At 70.5% G+C, this 20437-nt stretch carries 21 protein-coding genes; 7 read left to right on the forward strand and 14 right to left on the reverse strand.

Translation table 11 applies throughout. The features are described from left to right. Positions 1 to 8: 8 nt before the first annotated feature. Positions 9 to 1475, reverse strand: a complete 1467-nt coding sequence (locus JL101_RS30705) for an exopolysaccharide biosynthesis polyprenyl glycosylphosphotransferase (RefSeq protein ID WP_203102087.1) — start codon at positions 1473 to 1475, stop codon at positions 9 to 11. Between the two features lie 455 nt (positions 1476 to 1930). On the opposite strand from JL101_RS30705, the gene JL101_RS30710 reads away from it, so the two are divergent. After that, the gene (locus tag JL101_RS30710; RefSeq protein ID WP_203102089.1) at positions 1931 to 2242 is read left to right on the forward strand and encodes a hypothetical protein; all 312 of its coding nucleotides are present in this window, start codon (positions 1931 to 1933) and stop codon (positions 2240 to 2242) included. Positions 2243 to 2540: 298 nt separating this feature from the next. Here the strand turns inward: JL101_RS30710 and JL101_RS30715 are convergent, their stop codons facing one another. The 13 genes from JL101_RS30715 to JL101_RS30775 are packed head-to-tail and all read right to left on the reverse strand — an operon-like array spanning position 2541 to position 14510. Next, on the reverse strand, positions 2541 to 3965 hold the full coding sequence (locus JL101_RS30715; protein ID WP_203102090.1) for a TadE/TadG family type IV pilus assembly protein: 1425 nt from the start codon (positions 3963 to 3965) through the stop codon (positions 2541 to 2543). 18 nt (positions 3966 to 3983) lie between these two features. Then, positions 3984 to 4586 (reverse strand): TadE/TadG family type IV pilus assembly protein, encoded by a 603-nt coding sequence (locus tag JL101_RS30720; protein ID WP_203102091.1) that lies wholly within the window; start codon positions 4584 to 4586, stop codon positions 3984 to 3986. Between the two features lie 9 nt (positions 4587 to 4595). Further along, positions 4596 to 5165, reverse strand: coding sequence for a TadE/TadG family type IV pilus assembly protein (locus JL101_RS30725; RefSeq protein WP_203102092.1), 570 nt, complete (start codon positions 5163 to 5165; stop codon positions 4596 to 4598). Between the two features lie 22 nt (positions 5166 to 5187). Next, positions 5188 to 5997, reverse strand: a complete 810-nt coding sequence (locus tag JL101_RS30730; protein ID WP_203102093.1) for a tetratricopeptide repeat protein — start codon at positions 5995 to 5997, stop codon at positions 5188 to 5190. Between the two features lie 26 nt (positions 5998 to 6023). After that, a complete protein-coding gene (locus tag JL101_RS36645; protein WP_267133572.1) occupies positions 6024 to 7001 on the reverse strand; it encodes a type II secretion system F family protein in 978 nt (325 codons plus the stop codon). Next, complete coding sequence (locus JL101_RS30740; protein ID WP_203102100.1) at positions 6998 to 7984, reverse strand: type II secretion system F family protein; 987 nt, start codon at positions 7982 to 7984, stop codon at positions 6998 to 7000. Before JL101_RS30740 ends, JL101_RS36645 begins: the two co-directional genes overlap by 4 nt. A gap of 13 nt (positions 7985 to 7997) precedes the next feature. Continuing rightward, positions 7998 to 9392: a CpaF family protein gene (locus JL101_RS30745; RefSeq protein WP_203102102.1), complete on the reverse strand. Its 1395-nt coding sequence runs from the start codon at positions 9390 to 9392 to the stop codon at positions 7998 to 8000. Beyond that, complete coding sequence (locus JL101_RS30750; RefSeq protein WP_203102104.1) at positions 9389 to 10627, reverse strand: AAA family ATPase; 1239 nt, start codon at positions 10625 to 10627, stop codon at positions 9389 to 9391. Before JL101_RS30750 ends, JL101_RS30745 begins: the two co-directional genes overlap by 4 nt. A gap of 5 nt (positions 10628 to 10632) precedes the next feature. Beyond that, positions 10633 to 11289, reverse strand: coding sequence for a CpaD family pilus assembly lipoprotein (locus JL101_RS30755; protein ID WP_203102106.1), 657 nt, complete (start codon positions 11287 to 11289; stop codon positions 10633 to 10635). Between the two features lie 43 nt (positions 11290 to 11332). Further along, a complete protein-coding gene (locus tag JL101_RS30760) occupies positions 11333 to 12787 on the reverse strand; it encodes a type II and III secretion system protein family protein (RefSeq protein WP_203102108.1) in 1455 nt (484 codons plus the stop codon). A gap of 38 nt (positions 12788 to 12825) precedes the next feature. Then, positions 12826 to 13695 (reverse strand): Flp pilus assembly protein CpaB, encoded by an 870-nt coding sequence (gene cpaB, locus JL101_RS30765; RefSeq protein ID WP_228435560.1) that lies wholly within the window; start codon positions 13693 to 13695, stop codon positions 12826 to 12828. Between the two features lie 13 nt (positions 13696 to 13708). Further along, on the reverse strand, positions 13709 to 14245 hold the full coding sequence (locus tag JL101_RS30770; protein ID WP_203102110.1) for a prepilin peptidase: 537 nt from the start codon (positions 14243 to 14245) through the stop codon (positions 13709 to 13711). 40 nt (positions 14246 to 14285) lie between these two features. Next, a complete protein-coding gene (locus JL101_RS30775; RefSeq protein ID WP_203102112.1) occupies positions 14286 to 14510 on the reverse strand; it encodes a Flp family type IVb pilin in 225 nt (74 codons plus the stop codon). Positions 14511 to 15061: 551 nt separating this feature from the next. Between JL101_RS30775 and JL101_RS30780 the strand changes: the two genes are divergently transcribed. The 6 genes from JL101_RS30780 to JL101_RS30805 all read left to right on the forward strand — a co-directional run bounded on the left by JL101_RS30780 (position 15062) and on the right by JL101_RS30805 (position 20307). Beyond that, entirely contained in the window at positions 15062 to 15775 is a 714-nt protein-coding gene (locus JL101_RS30780; RefSeq protein ID WP_203102114.1) for a J domain-containing protein, read from the forward strand. 106 nt (positions 15776 to 15881) lie between these two features. Then, positions 15882 to 16358 carry a hypothetical protein gene (locus JL101_RS30785; protein WP_203102116.1) on the forward strand — a complete coding sequence of 159 codons (477 nt, stop codon included), beginning with the start codon at positions 15882 to 15884 and terminating at the stop codon, positions 16356 to 16358. Between the two features lie 164 nt (positions 16359 to 16522). Beyond that, positions 16523 to 17302, forward strand: coding sequence for a (Fe-S)-binding protein (locus tag JL101_RS30790; RefSeq protein WP_203102118.1), 780 nt, complete (start codon positions 16523 to 16525; stop codon positions 17300 to 17302). Then, on the forward strand, positions 17292 to 18749 hold the full coding sequence (locus JL101_RS30795; RefSeq protein ID WP_203102120.1) for a LutB/LldF family L-lactate oxidation iron-sulfur protein: 1458 nt from the start codon (positions 17292 to 17294) through the stop codon (positions 18747 to 18749). The genes JL101_RS30790 and JL101_RS30795 overlap by 11 nt, the downstream gene beginning before the upstream one ends. After that, complete coding sequence (locus JL101_RS30800; protein WP_203102123.1) at positions 18742 to 19431, forward strand: LutC/YkgG family protein; 690 nt, start codon at positions 18742 to 18744, stop codon at positions 19429 to 19431. Before JL101_RS30795 ends, JL101_RS30800 begins: the two co-directional genes overlap by 8 nt. Before the next feature lie 96 nt (positions 19432 to 19527). Continuing rightward, positions 19528 to 20307 (forward strand): FCD domain-containing protein, encoded by a 780-nt coding sequence (locus tag JL101_RS30805; protein ID WP_203102125.1) that lies wholly within the window; start codon positions 19528 to 19530, stop codon positions 20305 to 20307. Positions 20308 to 20437: the final 130 nt, after the last annotated feature.

Raw genomic sequence — 20437 nt, forward strand, 5'->3', positions numbered from 1 at the left:
TCTGTCGCTCAATAGGCGTTGCGGTCCCCGAAGACGCAGCCGACGGTCTTCAGGAGGATCTTGATGTCGAGGGCCAGCGACCAGCCGTCCATGTAGCGGAGGTCGTGGTCGACGCGCCCTCGGGCATGGTCGAGGGTGTCCACCTCGCCGCGGAAGCCGCTGATCTGGGCCAGCCCCGTGATGCCGGGCTTGACCCTGTGCCGGCGCGCGTAGTGGGGCACGGCCTCGTGGTAGAGCTGGTCGCCCACCTTCATGGCGGTCGCGTGGGGCCGCGGGCCGACCAGCGACATCGTCCCCATGAAGACGTTGAACAGCTGCGGGATCTCGTCCAGGCTGGACTTGCGCAGGAAGCGGCCGACCCTGGTCACGCGGGGATCGCCCTTGGTCGTCCGCTGGGCTCCGGTCACGTCCTGCTTGTGGACATACATCGAGCGGAACTTGAGGACGGTGATCTCCTCGTTCTGGAAGCCGAAGCGCCGCTGGCGGAAGAAGACGCCGCCCGGGCTCTCCAGCGCGATCGCCGCCGCGATCAGCCCGAACAGGGGCAGCAGCGCCAGGATCAGCGCGCCCGAGCCGAGGATGTCGAGCGCCCGCTTGGCCAGTTCGTCCCAGTTCCGGACCGGCTTGTCGCGCACCTGCACGGCCAGCCAGCCGCCGAACCGGCTGAGCGTCGCGTCCGCCCCGGCCGGCAGGTCGGCGCGGCCGAGCAGCCGGATGTCCGCCGCCAGACCGTCCAGCAGTCCCAGCACCCGTTCGGTGCCGGCGCCCGGCGAGTTCTCGATCAGGATGGTGCGGACCCGGTGCCGCACGCACCAGGAACGCAGGTTGCCGATGCCGCCGATGAACGGGGTTTCGCTCTCCCGGTCGATCTCCGACGCGGGATCGAAGGTGCCGACGACCTGGAACCCGCCCGTCGCCCGGGCGCCGAGATAGGCGCTCATCTCGCGCACGAAGCCGGGGGAGCCGACGAGCACCGTCCGGCGCCGCAGCAGGGGCTGGAAGCTGGCCTTGCCGGCGAACCAGAGCAGCAGGCACCGCCATCCGACGAACAGCCAGACCGCCAGGGCGAACCAGGACGCCAGGACCGGCACCGTCAGGTGCGCCGGCCATGAGATCGACCAGACGAGGGCGAAGGTCAGGGCGATGCCCATGGCCAGCGCCGCGGCGGTGCGGCCGACCTGACGGACCAGGCTTCCCAGCCGGTGGGGCGCATGCGACCGGAGCATGCGGGCGCACAGCATGAAGACCAGCAGGTTGATCGCCAGGGTCGCTATCTCGGCCGAGACCAGGGACTCGCTTCCGTGAAGGAGGTGGCCCAGCGTGAAGACGGACGCGCCGGCGATGACGGTCGCCAGATAGTCGCAGACGGCGATCACCTCCGTGGTGAATGACGTGTGGTCGACACCGGAGGAGGGATGCTGCACGGCGCTGAACTGTTCGGCTTCAGCCTTGCCGTGTGGGTAAAGGAGAGACATGCATGCTCCGCATACGATAAAGGCGGCTTGCCTGCAGATTTAACGTAAGAAATGGGAAAAAAAACGAGTGCGAAGGGAGCGCCGGTTAATAGTGATCGTTGGACCGCCGGGTTAATACCGCCGAATTCCCAACGGCACGCCGCGCCGGCATCCGGAATAGGGAACCTCTCGAACATCATCCGAAAAAGATCCGGGCAGGCCAGCAACTTTCCTGTTCGGCGCGTTTCTTGCCGAGAAGGCGTGAACACTACCGGGGCTCGGTCCCGGTGGAAGGTGTACCCCTCGCAGATGCAGCCCTGATCGGAGGGAATGGCCCTAATTCGCTAAAATTTAATATGTGCTGATACAAAGGCTCCGTGGCGAGTCCCGCCGATTGCGCCTAGGTTTGTGGAATATGTGTGACATAGCCGCTCCGCGGCGCGCCGGCAGGCGCATGATAACTTGGGACATCGGACATGGGCAGCGCATCGATCACACTGCTTGCACTCACTTACCTGGCGGGCATCTTCTGGTTCGGCCTGGCGCAATGGATGGCGATCGAGCTGGACGGAGAACGCCGGGTCCGCATCTCCATGCGGCTGATCCTGGCGCTCGTCTGGCCCCTGACGATCCTGATCGCCGCCGCGGCCGTCCTGGCCCGCCAAGCGTCGGAGCACCACGAGCCGGCCGAGAATCTCTCTGCCGGCGTCTCTCCCGAGGCCGCCCGGGCGCCCGCCGCCCCCGACGCCCTGGTCCGCATCTTCACCCCCCGCGACGCCGCCCGCTGAAGTCCCCTCCAGTGGGTCGGTTGAAGTATTCAGGGCAGCGTTCCCGTTTTTCATCGTCGTGCCCGGACTTGATCCACGGCTGTCGGGCACGGTTTTTGCTCGCTGCTCCAAAGGCTGAGCAATGGGAATACACGGCCCCTTTTCGTCATACCCGGACTTGATCCGGGTATCTCCCCGCACTGCGGCGCTGACGGAGTCTGCAAGCGACGACCGGGTCAAGCCCGGTCATGACGATGAGAAGAGGAACGCCCCACCAAAAACGCATCCTCTGGTTAAGCCAGCAATCATCGTGCCCCCCTCACTTGTCGAGCCGCAGGTTGCTCAGCTGCGATCCGATCTGCTGGAAGATCCCGCGCAGCTCTGCCGAGGTCGGCGAGTTGAAATAGTAGGTCGGCTGCGAGGCGCAGGACCGGTACAGGTTCTTTGTCGTCTCGCTGGTGACCATCAGCGTGATTGTGTAGATCGTTATCCTTTTCGCCTTCATCGCCATGCACAGGTCGGTCATCCGGCTGTTGATGCGCGACGTCGCCTGGCTCGCCGTGGTGGTGCCGAGCCGCCCTTCCGACAGCCGGCCATAGGCGGTGTAGTCGCCGGTCGGCGGCTTGGGGTGATCGTACCATTCGTTGCTGCCGTCGGTCAGCAGAACGACCGCCTTGTCCACGTCGGGCGTATCGTAGTCCAGCGGCAGGCCGGCCGGCGTCGGCCCGCCCCACAGCCCCCGCCACAGCGGCGACAGCGTGAACCAGCCGGCCTGGAGGCCGATGTTGGCCATGGTCCCGCCGCGGTTGACGCCCCTCAGCGCATCGATCCGGCCGAGGATCTCCGCCTTGTTGCCGGACAGCGGAAGCACCGGCGGGCCGCACCCGACGTTGGGGCCGGTCCGGTTGTTGTTGTCGGTGTAGGGCAACGGGTCGTTGATCGGCGGCCAGTCGTTGTCGCCGCCGCCGGCATGCTGCCCCAGGGTCGAGCGGTAAAGGAAAGCGGTGAAAGGCGCGGAAGAGGGCGGCAATTCGTCGGCATCGTGGCTCGGTCGCGCCTCGACGCAGCCGCGCCAGCTGCCGGGCTGGTAGTCGGCGGCCCTGGGCGAGGCGGCGCCCAGCCAACCCTGGCGGTCGGCACCCAGGTTGACCGTCGCGGTATAGGGCACCAGCGAGATCCACAGGGTCCGGGACGTCTCGTTGCTGCCGAACAGGATGTCGACCAGGTCCTTCGCCGAATCCCGGAGCTGGCCGATCTTGTTGCCGCTCCACATGGACCCGGTGACGTCGAGCACCAGCGCCAGCTCCATGCCGCGCACGGTGCGCCGGACCTGGTTGCTGACCGACACCGGGACATGGTCGATCCCGAGCACCTGGATGAAGGTGGTCGGCAGCGTGGCGCTGGCGCTCACCACCATGGTTTCGTTGTCGGCGGCCACCGTGATGGTCGGGGCGCCGACCGTGGCGCCCAGGAAGTCCGGCGGGATGTTGGCGTAATAATACATGCGCACGTCGGCCGCGACGTTGGCGGTGGTCAGCACCCGGCCGCCCGCCAGCGCCGCGGCGTCGATCGCCGTGGTCATCCTGTTGTGCAGCATGTAGGCGCGGCCGAGATCGACCGCCACGCCGACGGCCCCGATCGCCGGGACCGCCAGGAGCGCCGTCATGACGGCGATGTTGCCGCGCCGGCTCCGCCGGGCACGCCGGCCCAGCCGGGAAGACAGGGTGCGCAGGAATGCAGCCATTTCGAGGGTCTCCGGGGGTCAGCGTTCCAGCTCGGTCAGGGTGCCGAAGCGCGGGCGGTAGACGGCCATCCGGTGCAGGTCGACCGCCTCGTCGGTGCCGGCCAGCCAGCCGACGCTGAACAGGTAGGGGTGCAGGGTGTAGTGGATCTCGACGAAGAGGACGCTCTCGCCATAGCGCAGGGTGAAGCCCGCGGGCAGGGTGGCGGCGGCGCCGCTGCCGATCCCGCTCGTCGCGGCCGCCCGGCCGGACCGGCGCTGCCACATCACCACCGGCCCGCCGCCCTGGTCGGCGACGCAGGTGATGATCACCGTGCCGCTGCCGGCGAGGTCGAGCGGCCGGGCGATCTGCTCAGCCGCCAGGAACAGCACGCCCACCTCGTTGCCCTGGACGACGGTCATTCCGTCGCGCAGGCGGTCGAACTGGGTGCCGACGTCGGCCGTGCCGGAGGCCGCCCGCTCCAGCCGCAGCGCGGCCAGGGCGTAGCGGGTCATGTCGACCATGCCGACCAGCAGCAGGATCAGCACGGGAGCGATCACCGCGAACTCCAGCGCGGCCACTCCGCGCCGGCTGCCCAGGGCTCCCGGGAGGGCGCTTAGGATTGTCCTGGCTGCTCCGGTCATGGCGGTGCCTCAGCTCCGGAAGGGTTCGTTGCGCACGACCACCCGCGCGGAATAGGCCAGCGGCGCGCGGGCGACCAGCCCGGCGACCACCCCGGTCAGCGGCAGGCTCGTGTAGGTCAGCGTGTAGATCACCACCTGCCCGCCGACGCCGGCGCTGGCGGCGCCCTGGTCGGCGTCCCAGCGCCCGTTGCCGTTGACGTCGGTGAAGGCTTCGCCGGCATCGCAGGTCCCGTTGCCGTCGATGTCCCGGCAGGGCTCCGGGACGCCGATGCTGGCGAAGCCGTTATAGGCCGTCATCTCGATCGTCAGCCGCGCCGGGTCGATCAGGCCCAGGCCGGTCTCGACCACCAGGGTGCGCAGCATCTCCTCCCGCGTCACGCCGGCCGGCGGGGCGGAACCGGTCACGCCGGTGCGCGACGCCTTGCGGGCCGCCAGTTCCAGCAGGTTCTGCACGGTCAGGGCGTAGCTGAACTCGACGGTGGCGACGACCAGCAGCACCAGGAGGGGGGCCACCAGGGCGAACTCCAGGGCCGTGGTCCCCCGCCGCGACAGCGATCGTCCAAGCTTGTTCGGTTCCATGGCGGTCATCCTCCGGCGCGGCTCAGGGCGCGTCCGGGCCGAGGTGCCGGACGGCGTCGTAGAAAGCCAGGTTGCCGCGCACGTCCTGCTCGCCCAGGTCGGTCCTGCCGAGCTGGGCGGCGCGGGCCGCGTCCCCCTTCAGCCCCGCGACCAGGGCCAGGTTCTGCCGCATCCGCGCGGTGCTGGCCGGGCCGTCGACCAGCGGCAGCAGCAGGGCCTCGGCCTCGTCCAGCCGCCCGCTGAGCGCCAGGGACAGGGCCAGGTTGTTGATCGCCGTGCGGTTCCGCGGGTTGAGGTCGAGCGCGTTGCGGTACTGGACCTGCGCTTCCCCGTGGCGGCCCAGCGTGTCGAGCGCCACGCCCAGCCCGACCCGGGCGCGCGGGTCGTTCGGCGCCTGGTCCGCCACGGCCCCGAACTGGACGACCGCCAGGTCCGGCTGGCGCAGCTGCATGGCGACCCGGCCCAGGCCCAGCCGGGCGTCGACGTTGAAGCGGTCGGCGGCGATGGCGTTTCGGTAGGCTTCCGCCGCCTCGTCGAACTCCTCCGCCCCGGTCAGCGAGTCGCCCAGCCCGACCTGGAGCGCCGCGTTGCCCGGCTGGCCCTCGGCCAGCGCGCGGTACAGCTTGGCGGCATAGCCGTAGTTGCCGGCGGCGCGGGCGCTGTCGGCGAGCTTGAGCTGAAGGCGTCCCTTGTCGTCCAGCACGGTGGCGGCCGGCGCCGTCGCGATCGTGGGGCGGGCGTCCATCCCGGTGCCGACGCAGGCCGAGGTCAGCAGGCAGCCGAGCATCAGGGCGAAGGCGGCGGTACGGCGGGGGGCGGAGGGGTGGCGCATGTCGGGATGGTCCTTCGGGAAAGCGGTCAGCGGGCGGCCAGGGTGGCGAGCAGGTCCAGCGCCGCCGGCCCGGCGACGACGATGAAGACGCAGGGCAGGATGAATCCCACCATCGGCAGGGTGATCAGCACGGGCAGCTTGGCGGCGCGCTCCTCGAAGCGGACCAGGCGCTCGCGGCGCATCTCGTTGGCGAGCACGCGCAGCGCCTGGCCGAGCGGCGTGCCGTAGCGCATGGTCTGGCTCAGGGTCGCGACCAGGCTGCGCAGGGTCTCCAGCTTCAGCCGGTCGGCCATGTTGGCCAGCGCCGCGTAGCGGTCCGGCAGCACGCGCATCTCGGCCGCGGTGATCGCCAGCTCCTTGCCCAGCTCCGGATGGGCCTGCTTCATCTCGCGGGCGACCCGCTCGAAGGCGATGTCCAGGCCCAGGCCGGCCTCGCCGCAGATCACCAGCAGGTCGAGCGCGTCGGGCAGGCCGCGCTCGATCGCCGCCCGCCGGTTGCGCACCAGCCGGGACAGCACGATGTCGGGCAGCCGCCAACCGGCCAGCGCGGTGCCGGCCAGGCCGCCGAACAGCATCAGCGCCTGCGGCGCGACGGGCCGGGTCTCCAGCCACAGCCAGCAGAGCAGCGCCGCCGTGCCGGCCAGGGCCGCCTTCAGGCCGACGAAGAAGGCCGGGGCGCCCGGCTGGCCGTAGCCTGCCGCCGCCAGGTGGCCGCGGATCAGCGCCATCTCGGCCTGCCCGACCAGCGGGCCCTTGGCCAGTGCGGCGCCGATCCGGTGGAGCAGTCCGGGCTGTCCGGCCGCCGGGGCGCCGGAGGCGGCCAGGGCCGACTGGCGCACCCGGTCCAGCCTGTCGTTGAGGCGTTTCCTCGCGAACCCGACCTGGAGGGCCGCGGCGGCGACCACCATCACCAGGAATGCTGATCCCAGCAGCACGATGTCGAGCGGCTGCAGGGCCAGCGGCCCCAGCGTCAGCGCCGCGGGGGAGTCGGTGACGGCGTTCACGACAGGGCCCTCCGGATCAGCATCTTCATGGTGACCAGGCCCAGGGTCAGGCTGGTGGCGGCGGCGGCCAGCAGCAGCTTGCCCTGGGGGTCGGTGAACAGGCGCGTCAGGTAATCGGGATTGATGACGTAGAGGCCGGCGCCCGAGACGAAGGGCAGGGCCGCCAGCACGTAGGTGGAGGTCCGGGCTTCCGCCGACAGCGCGTGGGCGCGCTGCCGGACGGCGCGGCGCTTGCGGATAACGTCGGCGAGGTTGTCCAGGGTCTCGGTCAGGTTGCCGCCGGTCTCGCGCTGGAGCACGACGGTGACCACGAAGAACCGGTATTCCGGCAGCCCGGTGCGGGCCGCCAGCGCCCACAGCGCGGTTTCCAGGTCGACGCCGACCGCCAGCTCGTCCACCACCCGCCTGAACTCCGGCCCGACCGGGGCCGGCAGTTCGGCGCTGACGATGCGGATGCCCTCGGTCACCGGGACGCCGGCCCGGACCGCGCGAACGATCAGCCCGATCGCGTCGGGAAACTGGTCGAGCAGGCGGTCGTTCGCCGCGCGCCGGGCGCGGATGAAGACGAGGCGCGCGCCGATGACGCCGCCGCCGGCCGCGGTGCCCAGCACGGCCGCGGCCGGAAGCCCGCCGAAGGGTCCCGCCGCCCAGGCGCCGAACGCGGCGGCCGCGATGCCGGCCCCCGCGGCGCGCACCAGCAGCGGCCCACGGGCGCCCGGCATCCGGGGGTCGTAGCCGAAGGTGCGGAACAGGGCCTGGCGGACCTGCGGCAGCCGGCCGTCCTGCTGGCCCAAGGTGATGCGGACCGGCTGGCCGGCGGCGGGACGGGCCGGCAGGCCGCGGCTCCCCGCGTCGTGCAGGTCGGCGATCCGGCGGTTCAGCCGCCGCCGGCGGGTCTGCGCCGCGACGAGCAGCGGCACCGTCGCGAGCAGGGCGGCGACGGTCCCCAGCAGAAGGTAATCGAGCAGTTCGAGATTGCCCATCGCGGTCGCCCCCTTACCCGCGGTCCTGGTCGATGGCGGCCATGTACGCGGTATCCAGTCCAAAGTATTCCAGACGATCCATGAAGGACGGCCTAACGCCGGCCGACCGGAAGGTTCCGCGGATGGTGCCGTCGCGGTTGTCGCCCTGGAATTCGAAGGTGAAGAGGTCCTGGGTCACCATGACGTCGCCCTCCAGTCCCGACAGCTCCGACACCTGGGTCACCCGGCGGACGCCGTCGCGCATGCGCTGGACCTGCACGATCAGGTGGACCGCGCTGGCGATCTGGTGGCGGACCGCGCGCGGCGGCAGGTTGACGCTGCCCATCATCACCATGTTCTCGATGCGGGCGAGCGCGTCGCGGGTGTTGTTGGCGTGGACGGTGGACATGGAGCCGTCATGGCCGGTGTTCATGGCCTGGAGCATGTCGAACGCCTCGGCGCCGCGGACCTCGCCGATGATGATGCGGTCCGGCCGCATCCGCAGCGCGTTCCGCACCAGGTCGCGCTGGGTGATCTGGCCGTGGCCCTCCAGGTTGGGCGGCCGGGTCTCCAGCCGGACCACGTGGGGCTGCTGGAGCTGGAGCTCGGCGGCGTCCTCGATCGTCACGACCCGCTCGCCGACGTCGATCATGCGCGACATGGCGTTGAGCAGCGTCGTCTTGCCCGAGCCGGTGCCGCCGGAGATGATCACGTTCAGCCGGGCGCGCGCGCAGATCTCCAGCACCCGGGCCATCGGCTCCGACAGGCTGCGGTATCCGACCAGCGTCGCGAAATCGATGCGCCGGCGGGCGAACTTGCGGATCGAGATGCAGGTGCCGTCCAGCGCCAGCGGCGGCACCACGATGTTGACCCGGCTGCCGTCGGGCAGGCGGGCGTCGACCATGGGGCTGGACTCGTCGATCCGGCGGCCGATGCCGCCGGCGATCCGCTGGGCGATGTTGAGCACGTGCTGCTGGTCGCGGAACCGCACGTTGGACAGCACCAGCTTGCCCTGCTGCTCGACGAACACCCGGTTCGGCCCGTTCACCATGATGTCGGTGATCCGGTCGTCCTCCAGCAGCGGCTCCAGCGGGCCGAAGCCCAGCATGTCGTGGACCAGCTCGGTGGCGAGCTGGACCTGTTCCCGGCTGTTGAGCTGGAAGCGATTCTCGGTCGCGATCTCGTCGATCAGGGATTCCAGCAGCGGGCGGAGGGCCGCCGGCTCCAGCCGCGACACGGCGGCCGGATCGATCCGGTTCATCGCCTCGGTCCGGATGCCGTCGAGCGAGCGGGCGCGCGGCGACGCCGGGTCCGGCGCGACCGGCCCCTCGACCGGCGCCAATGCTGGGACCGGGACGGAGGCCGGCGCCGGCACCGGCTGGGGAGCCGCGGAAAGCGCCCCCGGCTTGCGGCCGAACAGGGCGTTCATCGCGCGGCCTTCCCGGAGCGGAACAGCCGGGCCAGCAGGCCCGCGCCGCCGTTCGCGGACTGGCCGGACACCGCCCCGGCCAGCCGGGAGATGTCGGACTTGAACGGCGCGCAGCGGCGGATCGCCGGCTCGCCCAGGGTCGCCGCCTCGACCAGCGGCTTGGGCCGGCATTCGATCGCGCAGTCGGCGGTCGAGCCCAGCGCGCGGCCGAAGTCGGCCGGCGACAGCGCGCCGGGCGCGCCGCGGCGGTTGTGCACGGTCAGGGTCTGGCGGGCGGCGCCCGACGCCTCGAAGGCGCCGCGCAGCCGGAGCGCGTCGCGGGCGCCCGCCAGGTTGCCGTCGGCGACGATGATCCGCAGGGCCGCGTGGTCGAGCACGGCGCGGGCCGTCTCCGACAATCCGTGCGGCACGTCGACCACCACGTAGTGGTACTGCCCCCTCAGGCAGTCCAGCAGGTCCAGGACGGCACGCGGGTTCTGGGCGACCGGCGGCACGATCGGCTCCTCGGTCGCCAGCACGTCCAGCCGGTCGGAGGCCGGCTGCATGGCGCGCTCCAGGAACAGGCCGTCGACCCGTTCCGGCGCCTCGATCGCCTCGCGCAGGCCGCGGCCCGGCTTCAGGTTCAGGTGCAGGGCGACCGTGCCGGTGTGGAGGTCGAGATCGACCAGCGCGATCCGGCGGCGGTCGATGTCGGCCAGGTAGGCCGCCAGGTTGACCGCGACCGTGGTGGTCCCGGCGCCGCCGCGGGCCCCCGTCACCGCGACCAGCTTGCCCTGTCTCCCGGTGTCCTCGCCGCGCCCGGCGGTCCCGGCCGCGCGGCCCAGCAGGGCCTCGACCTGGTCGGCGGGAAGCGGCTTGAACAGGTATTCGGCGACTCCCAGGCCGCGCAGGTTGCGGTAGAGCGCCACGTCGTTGCGGTCGCCGACCGCGACGACCGTGACGCTGGGCTCGCACACCTGGGACAGCGCCTCCATGGCGCCGATCGGCAGCTCGATCCCGCTGAGATCGACGATCAGCAGGTCGGGCGAGCGCTGGCGGGCCAGGTCGCGGGCCGCGGTGCGGACGTCGCCGCGCCGGACCTCGAACTCGCTGACCAGGAGCTGGCCCGCCGCCTGCCGCAGCGCCGTCTCCGTCGCGGCGTCGGTGACGTAGGCCACGACCCTGCCGCCGCGCTCGGCGGCGGCGGAAGAGGCGGCGGGCAGGGACGACTGGATCGGTTGGGCCAGGGCGGTCATGGCGATCACTGCTTCGAAAGGGTTGCGCCGCGCCCACCGGTCGCGGTGGTCGAGGTGAAGGGCTTGACCTTGTCGGCCTGGTACCGGGCGACGGCGCCCGCCTCGCGGGCGGCGTCCGCCGGGCCGAGGGTGCGGCCGATCACCAGGTCGCGCGGGTCCTCCACCATGAGCTGGAGATTGCGGTTGGTGACGCAGCCGAGCGGCAGCAGCGGCCCGTTCTCCACGTAGTTCTTCTGGATGTCGGGCCATCCGGCGCAGGTCGGCGGCGTCACCTCGAACCGCTGGAGCAGGATGCGGACGCTGCCGGAGGCCGGGGCCGAAGACGCGGGATCGTCGCCGAAGCTGACATGGCCCGGGGGCACGCCGGCGTCGGCGAGCAGCCGGACCAGCTCCGCCCGGGCCGCCGGGGGCGCCCCGGCGACGCGGGCCCGGGTCGTGGCCGGCGAGCCGAAGTCGGCCAGGGTCCGGAGGGCGGCGGCTCGGTCGGCGCCGTTGATCCGGCCCTGGGCGTCGACCGGCAGGAGGAAGTTCCCGTCGATCGCGTCGACCACGCCGACATTGCCGATCCGGGCCTGTTCGAGGGGTTCGTCCGGGGTGGCGGCGCAGGCCGAGGCCAGCAGCAGGCCGGCGAGGACGGTGGCGAAGCGGGGAATGGGATGCATGGGATGTCTCCTGTGACGCGCCGGGCCGCTGGGATGGGATCGATCAGTCGAGGATGAAGCCGACATCGCCGCGCAGCCGCACGCCGCCGGGGCCGAAGAGCAGGTTGCCGCCGTCGGACCGGCCGGGCTTGTTGATCCTGCCGGCGAAGATCCGCTCCACGTCGGAGGCCGGGACGTAGTTGTCGGTCGGCGCCTGGATCGCTCCCGGCTGGGACACCGGGGTGACCATGTAGGGGGTCACGACGATCACCAGCTCGGTCTCGTTCCGCTGGAAGCGGGTCGAGCTGAACAGGCCGCCCAGCACCGGCACGTCGCCCAGGCCGGGCACCCGCTGGGCCACGGTGCGGCTGTTGTTCTGGAGCAGCCCGGCGACGGCGAAGCTCTGGCCGCTGCCCAGCTCGACCGTCGTCTCGGCGCGGCGCACGTTCAGCGCCGGGATCTTCAGGTCCTCGATGACGACGGCGCCCTCCTCGGTCAGCTCGCTGACCTCCGGCCGGACCTTCATGCTGATCCGCTCGCCCGACAGCACGGTCGGGGTGAAGTCGAGGCTGACGCCGAACTGCTTGAACTCGATGGTGATCTGGCCGTCGCGCTGGTTGACCGGGATCGGGAACTCGCCGCCGGCCAGGAAGCTCGCCGTCTCGCCCGACAGGGCCGTCAGGTTCGGCTCGGCCAGGATGGAGACCAGGCCGTCCTCCGCCAGGGCGTCGATCACCGTGTTGACGTCCACCCGGCCGTTGCTCGACCGGTAGCCGACCGGCAGGGTGGCGGCGCCGGTGACGGACCGCAGGATGGTGCCGCCGGCCGTCAGGGCGTCGCGGCCGGTGGCGATTCCGAAGGTGAAGGCGCCGACGTTGAACAGGCTCTCCCAGTTGAAGCCCAGCTCCTTGGTGACCGACCGCGAGACCTCGGCGATCCGGACCCGCAGGTTCACCTGGGAGCCGGCGGTGACCCGCAGCCGGTTGACCACCTGCTGGTCCTTGCCGAGATACTGGCGGACCAGGTCTGCGGCCTGGGACGCCGCCGCCGGGCTGGGCGCCGTGCCGGACAGGATGATGCCGCCGGGGGTCGATTCCAGGTCCGCCTGCACGTCCGGCACCTGGGTCGCAAGTCGGCGCTTCAGGTCGCCCAGCGGCTGGGTGACCGCGACCGTGTAGGAGACCAGCGGCTTGCCGTCGTCGCCCAGCGCGAAGATGCTGGTCCGGCCGGCCGCCTTGCCGAAGACGAAGAAGGAGGCCCCGTTGGGCGGCGCCTGGACGTCGGCGATCTCCGGGTTGGCGACGAAGATGGTGGAGGCCGGGCGGGCCAGGGTGACCGTCTTGCCGGCGTTGACCTCGATCGTCACTTCCGTGTCGGCCCGGGCGGGGCCGGGGATCGTCAGGCAGGAAACGGCGAGCAGGGAAGCGAGCGGCAAGGAAACCGGCAGTGGAGAAACGGTGGTGACGGCGATGCCGGCCAGCGCGACCCGGCCCAGTCGGCGGGCGATGGTCTGGAACATGACCTGTGGCTCCTTTCGGGCGGCGTTGGGGGCGGGGTTCATTGGCCGTTGCGGGACGAGCCGCGCAGGATCTGGACGCCGGCCGGGGCGGACGCGGCGGGCGCCGCGGCGGGGGCCGGGGGTTTCTGCAAGGCGAGCGCCGGGGAAACGTCGGCCGCCCAGGTCGGAGTGACCTTGCCGGCGTCGGCCGTCCCGGGCTCGCCCTCGGTGGCGACGCTGCGCAGCGCCAGGGCCAGCCGGCCGAGCCCGGAAGCCACCGCGATCATCTCCGCCTGGCGGGAGGTCGCCTCCAGCGTCACGGTGCGCGGCACCCGCAGCTCGGAGGCGGCGGAAGCGTCGCTGGACGCCTCGTTCAGGTGCTGGTCGATCGCCAGGACCCGCAGGTCGCTCAGCACGGTCTCGCCGACCGCCTTGCGGGTTGGCTTGGTGTCCTCCTGCTCGAAGGTCTGGGTCAGGATCAGGTCCACCCGGTCGCCCGGCCAGATCAGCCCACTGGCGGCGCTGACCGCGTCGACCGCGACCGCCACGGCGCGGTTGCCGGGCGTCATCACGGCGGCCAGGAAGCCGCGGTCGCCGGGGCTGACCAGCTGGCCGCGGACCAGCGGCTCGTCGGCCACCAGGTTGCGCCGGGCGACCGAGCCGAAGACGGTCTCGGCGGAGGTCTCCATCCGGTTGATGTAGCCGGCCGGGACGTCGCCGGAGGTCCAGTCCTGCCAGCGCACGTCGTCAGCCCGCAGCATGGAGCCCGCGGCGACCGGGCGGGCGGCGACCAGGATGGCGCGCCCCAGCACCGGGGCGGGGGCCGCGACGGCGGTGCCGGCATCCTTGGGCAGGGACCGCATCACGACCAGTCCGACGATGCCGACGGACAGGCTGACGAGAACGACGAGCAGAATTCGCATGAGCATGACGGCACCCTGTTCAGAGGAGGCCGCCGAGCGTCATCAGGGCGCCGGCGGCGATGGCTACGCCGTAGGGAATGGATTGCTTCCGGGCGATCCGCCGGTGTTCGGCCGCCAGCACCAGGCCGAAGCGGTGGCGCGCCGCCCGCCGGCCGGGGCCGGAAGGGGCGGGGACCGCATGGGGCAGGCCGGACAGCAGCAGGTGGCCGACCAGGTAGGCCAGGGCCAGGATGCCGCCGGCCAGGGCGGTGGCGGTCAGGAAGTCCGCCAGCCGGTCGAAACCGAGGAAGAAGGTGCTGGAGCCGATCAGCTTCGCGTCGCCGCCGCCGAGAAGGCCGGCCGCGCACAGCATGACCAGGGCCGTGAACACTCCGAAAGAGACGGCGGCGTCGATGAGGGCCGAGGCGCCGCCGTCAGTCAGCGTCAGTCGGAGGAGCGCGAGGAACAGAAGCGCTACGGAACAGGTGTTCGGGATCGTCCTCGCCGCGATGTCGTGCGCCGCGGCAAGAGCGTAGATCAGGCAGGCCGCCAGGAGGATCGGTTCGACGGTGGTCATGGCGTTTCCTCCGGCGGCGGGCTGATGGCGGGCTGGCGGATTACTTCGTCGCGACGCCGCCGATCGTCGTCGAAAGATCGGTGAACATCTTGTCGAGGCTGGTGCCGAGGGCTCCGACGCCGCCCATGATGACGACGGCGATCAGGCAGGCGATCAGGCCGTATTCCAGGGCGGTGACGCCACGGCGGCTGGACAGGGCCGGCGCGATGCGGCTGACGACGGGCAGGTTGGAGACGAAAGCGAGAGCGAGTTTGACGTTGTCCATGGTACTGGCTCCTGTGGCAAAGCAAGGTTCGATGGGGAGGGGGAGGCGACAGTCCGAGGGGTTCCTCGCCGCGAACCGGGAGAGCCGGTTGCCGGCGGAAACTTCCTTTGATTGAAACTGTCTAAATAATAGAAGGTTTGAAATGCGGGCTTGATTTTTAAAAATCGGTAGTCTAGTTGAAGATTTGGCTGCTTTAGTCTTTTTGTTGGTCGTCTATCTATGATCTCGTTTGCGGTTCGTTTGTGGTCCGGGTCGCTCCGTGCTTGATGAACTCAATGTGCTTAAAGTTCGAAGCAATCTCAAACTATCGATAGGCATAGTTTTCCTACTACGAACGATTTAGCATCTTGTTAACCAACGTGGTAACCGACTGAAAACGAAAGGATTTTAGATAAAATGCTGGATTGTTCCGCGATTTTGGGGTGCCGAAGGTTTAACAAAATCTTAAGTATTATACATTTGGATGAGCATCCATCTCCTTCGCATATGCGGAAACGCTGCCCTTCCGCCGCTCTGCCGCACCCTCCCTGCGCCTGCCGGGAGTCCCGCGCGTGACGCGGGCCTCCCGGCGGCGGCGCTGGTCCGGACGCGTCCGCGGCGGCGCCCTCGGCGAGTTCGGGACGCTGCTGCGCCTTGTCTTCGGATCGGCGGCGGCGACCGTCGCGGCGTATCTCGACAGGCGGGATCCGGGGACGGGGGCAGGCGCCCTCGCCGCCCGGTGCCGCCGCGAGCTGGCGGGGAAGAAGGCCGAGTGCGCCCGCCTGGCCGACGAGATCCGGCGCTACGACAAGGCGCGCGACATCCTGACGGGGCAGGTGGCGGCGGAGACCGATCCGGACCGGCTAGCCGCTCTGCGCCAGTCGCTCGATGCGCTGGAGGACCGTCTGACCGGCTGGCTGGACGAGCACGACGCCCTGCTGGAAACGATCGCCAGGCTGGAAGCCGACCTGGCGTTCTACGACGCCGCCGGCGCCGCCCGGGAGGAGGCCGACCAGGATGAAGTCGGCCAGGATGAAGTCGGCCAGGATGAAGTCGGGGGGACGGGACCCAACCCGGCGGACCCGCCGCCGGCCCACGACGCGGCGACCGCGCGCCACCTCGCGGCCCTCGGCCTGGCCGCCATGCCGGCGACCCTGGACGACCTGAAGTCCGCCTACCGCGCCCGGCTGAAGGCGGTCCACCCCGATGTCAGCGGGCGACCGTCCTCCGACGACGCGGCGCGGGCGACCGTCGCCTTCGCCGAACTGCGGCGGCGGTTCGGGTAGGGCGGGGCGCTTCACCCGGCCTTAACCACTCGGCGGCTATACCGCGCAGCGATCCCGCACCGCTGCCGCGAACCGTCGGCAGGGTCATTCCTGAGGGTTGGGCATTATGATCCTTTTCCGTTTGGTATTGGCCGCCCTGATGCTGGTGGCCACGGCGCTTGTCTCCCCCTCCATCGGCAATTCGGCCCAGCAGGCGGACGGCAAGAATGCGCCGCCCGCCTGCGGCGCCGTCTCGTTCCGCCCCCTGCCGCCCGGCATGGCCGACGGGGAACAGCAGTCCGGCCTGTACCGCTCGCGCTTCGGCTCGGTCGTCGTGATGGCCAAGGTCCAGGGCGGCCAGCCGACCGACTATTACATGCAGCTGAACGGCAAGACGCCCGAGCCCTTCACCGCCGCCGTCCCGAAGTCGGCCGACGGCTGCCTGAAGTCCAAGAGCGTCAAGCTGCCGGTCGCCAAGGCCGAGGGCGCCTGCGTCGGCTCCCGGTTCCGCGTCGTCCTGGACCGCAGCACCCAGCAGCCGCTCGCCATGCTGTTCGCCCTCCAGGGCGGCGACTGGAAGCTGTGCAGCGCCGCCAAGGCATAAAAACCTTCGCTCCTTCCTGCGGCCCTTCCGTCCCGCCCGGGCGGAAGGGCTTTTTCGCTCCTCTCCTGGTCAAGACAGATTGGCTCATTGACACCAATGGTCAAATAACTTACCCATCATTCCAAAGAAGGTAAATTGATGATGGGGGAACGCACTTGAGCGCCATGTCCACACCGTCGGCCGCCGTTCCCCCGGAACGGCCGGAAACGGTCTATTTCTTCGGCACCTGCCTGGTCGATCTGTTCTATCCGCAGGCCGGGCTCGCCGGCATGGAGCTGCTCAAGCGCCAGGGCCTCCGGGTGGTGTTTCCCCAGGACCAGACCTGCTGCGGCCAGCCGGCCCGCAACTGCGGCTTCTTCGAGGAGGCGCGCGCCGTCGCCCGCGCCCAGTTCGACGCCTTCCCCGAACCCTGGCCAATCGTCGTCCCGTCGGGGAGCTGCGCCGGGATGATGCGCGTCCACTATCCCCAGCTGTTCGCCGACCAGCCCGACCGGGAGCGGGCCGAGGCGTTCGCCGCGCGGATCTACGAGCTGAGCTGGTTCCTCGTCCATGTGCTGGACTGCAAGCTGGCGGACCACGGCGAGCCGGTGACGGTGACCTGGCACGCCTCCTGCCACTCCATGCGCGAGATGGGCGTGACCGACGAGCCGAAGCGGCTGCTCCGCTCGCTGGAGAACGTGACCCTGGTCGAGAACCCGCGCGAACGGGAATGCTGCGGCTTCGGCGGCACCTTCTCGGTCCGCCAGCCGGAGGTTTCCGCCGCCATGGTCGCGGACAAGATCGACGCCCTGCGCTCCACCGGCGCCACCGAGATGGTCACCGGCGACTGCGGCTGCCTGATGAACATCACGGGCGCCTTGGACAGGATGGGCGGCAAGGCCGGCCCTCCGCTGCGCGGCCGGCATCTCGCCGAATTCCTGCTGGAGCGCAGCGATGACCGCTGACGTTCAGACCGGCGCCGGGGCGCCGAAGGCCGGCAGCTTCGCGGAGCGCGCGCACCTGGCCCTGGACGACAAGCCGCTGCGGGCCAATTTCCGCCGCGCCATGGACGGCCTGATGGCCAAGCGGGCGGCGCAGTTCCCCGACGCCGCCGACCTGGCCGCGCTGCGCGCACGGGGTGCCGCGATCAAGGAGCGGGCGCTGGCCCGGCTGCCCGACCTGCTGGAGCAGCTGGAGGCGCGCTGCACCGGGAACGGCATCAAGGTCCACTGGGCCGAGACCACCGACGAGGCCAACCGCATCGTTCTCGGCATCTTCCGGGAGCACGGCGTGAAGACCGTGGTCAAGGGCAAGTCGATGGTGTCGGAGGAGATGCACCTGAACGCCTTCCTGGGCGAGCACGGCATCCAGGCGATCGAGTCCGACCTGGGCGAATACATCATCCAGCTCGCCGGCGAGATGCCCAGCCACATCGTCATGCCTTGCATCCACAAGAACAAGGGCCAGATCGGCGCCCTGTTCGCGGAGCATATCGAGGGCCAGCGTTATACCGAGGACGTGGACGAGCTGACCGCCGCGGCCCGGCGCGTGCTGCGCGACCGCTTCGCGGAGGCGGACGCCGGCATCTCCGGCGTCAATTTCGCGGTCGCGGAGACCGGCACCCTGGTGCTGGTCGAGAACGAGGGGAACGGCCGCCTCTCGACGACCCTGCCGCCGCTCCACGTCGCGGTGATGGGAATCGAGAAGCTGGTCGAGACCCTGGACGACATCCCGCCGCTGCTGGCGCTGCTGCCGCGCTCGGCGACCGGCCAGCCGATCACCACCTATGTCAACATGATCACCTCGCCCCGCCGGGAGGGCGAGAAGGACGGCCCGCGCGAGGTCCATCTCGTGCTGCTCGACAACGGCCGGACCCGCGTCTACGCCGACCCGGAGCTGCGCGAGACGCTGCGCTGCATCCGCTGCGGCGCCTGCATGAACCACTGTCCGGTCTATGCCCGCGTCGGCGGGCACACCTACGACGCGGTGTATCCCGGCCCCATCGGCAAGATCCTGACGCCGCAGATCGCCGGGCTCGACGCGGCGGGCGACCTGCCCCACGCGTCCAGCCTGTGCAACGCCTGCGTCGAGGTCTGCCCGGTCAAGATCCCGATCGCCGATATCCTGGTCCGGCTGCGCCGGGAGGCCGTGAGGCCATCCGCTTCCAACGCGGTGAAGGGCGCCGGCGGCGGCTGGACCCTATCGGAAAGCTCCGCCTGGGCCGGTTGGAAATGGCTCCACGCCAATCCCGTCCTGTACCGCCTGGGCTCCCGCGCCCTGGCCCTGGCCGGCAACCTGATCCCGGCGGGCCTGCCGCCGCTGAAGGCCTGGACCAGCGTCCGCTCCAAGCCGAAATTCGCGCCCAGGACCCTTCACCAACTCGCCCGCGACAAGGGTTTCGACGATGCATGACTCCTCCGGCGCCCGCGCCCGCATCCTGTCCCGCCTGCGCGCCGCCCCGCCGGCCCCGGCGCCCGCGCTGCCGGACTGGCGGGCTCCCCGGTTCGACGCGCCGGCCCGGCTCGACCGGTTCCGCACCATGCTCGAAGCCATGAAGGCGGAGGTCCACGAGGTCGACGCGGCGGACTGGCCGCGCCGCCTGCGCACCCTGCTGGACAACCGCGGCGTCCGGGCCGTGGTCCATGGCGACGGCTCCGACGCGGCGCGGCAGCTGGCCGAAGCCTGGAGCGCCGATCCCCAGGCGCCGCGGCTGGTCGCCTATGATCGGGCGATCGAGCAGTGGAAAGGCGAGCTGGTCCACGGGGTGGATGCCGGCGTCACCGCCGCGGTCGGCGGCATCGCCGAGACCGGCACGCTGATCCTGTGGCCGACCGCTGCGGAGCCCCGCCTGATGTCGCTGCTGCCGCCGATCCACGTGGCGCTGGTGGAGGAGGACACCATCCGCGACAGCTTCGCCGAGGTGATCCTGGAGCAGGGCTGGGCCGGGCGGATGCCGACCAACGTCGTCCTGGTCTCCGGCCCGTCGAAGACCGCCGACATCGAGCAGACGCTGGCCTTCGGCGTCCACGGCCCGAAGGAGCTGATCGTCCTGGTGCTCAAGCGGTCCGGAGGGGTCCGGCCGATCCCTGGATAAAAGCTTTCACCAAGATGCTTGCCGTTGCAAAGGCGCTTTGCCAGATTGAGGGGGAGGCCATTTTCGCTTCCGTAACCTCAGGGCCAGAGCATCGCCATGACCGAGCCGATCCGCCCCGCCAAGCTCGCGGACGCCATCGCCGACCGCCTGGAAAGGCTGATCCTCGAAGGATCGCTGCGGCCCGGCGAGCGCCTTCTGCCGGAACGGGAGCTGGCCCAGCGGTTCGACGTCTCCCGCCCGAGCCTCCGCGAGGCGCTGGACAAGCTGGAGCGGCGCGGCCTCCTGGTCAGCGAGCGCGGCGGCGCCACGCGGGTGGCGCCGTTGCTCGACGAGAGCTTCACGGCCCCGCTCGCCGATGTGGTCAACAGCAATCCCGAAGCGACCTACGATTACCTCGAGTTCCGCGGCATCGCCGAAAGCTCGGCGGCCTATCTGGCGGCCCTGCGCGGCACCAGCGTGGACCGGGAGCTGATCCAGGAATGCTTCGCCGCCATGGAGGCCGCCCACCAGAAGGAAGACCCGACCGACGAGGCGAACGCCGACGCCGACTTCCACCTGGCGATCTACGAGGCGTCCCATAACCTCTTCATGCTGCATGTCATGCGCTCGCTGTCGGAGATGCTGCGCAACGACGTGTTCTACAACCGCGCCACCCTCTATCTGAGGCGCAACGTGCGGGAACTGCTGCTGGCCCAGCACCGGGCGATCCACGACGGCATTATCGCCGGCGATCCCGAGACCGCCCGGCAGGCCGCGCGCGACCACATGGCCTTCACCTCCGGCGCCCTGAAGGAGATCGCCAAGGCCGACGCCCGCCTGGAAGTCAGCCTCAACCGCATCGCCCGCGCAGACGTCCTGGCCGGGCCGCCGCGCTGAGCATCGCTGGCTAAAACCCATATAGGTCGGCTAGAGCGAAGCGGCAGCCGATATCACAGCGTCGGCTTTGCCGGATGCCGCTTCGCTCTACCCGACCTACGTTTTCTGCAACTTAACCGAGCAGCCAACC

Origin of the sequence: Skermanella rosea, from assembly GCF_016806835.2 — a bacterium.
Classification (GTDB): Bacteria; Pseudomonadota; Alphaproteobacteria; order Azospirillales; family Azospirillaceae; genus Skermanella; species Skermanella rosea.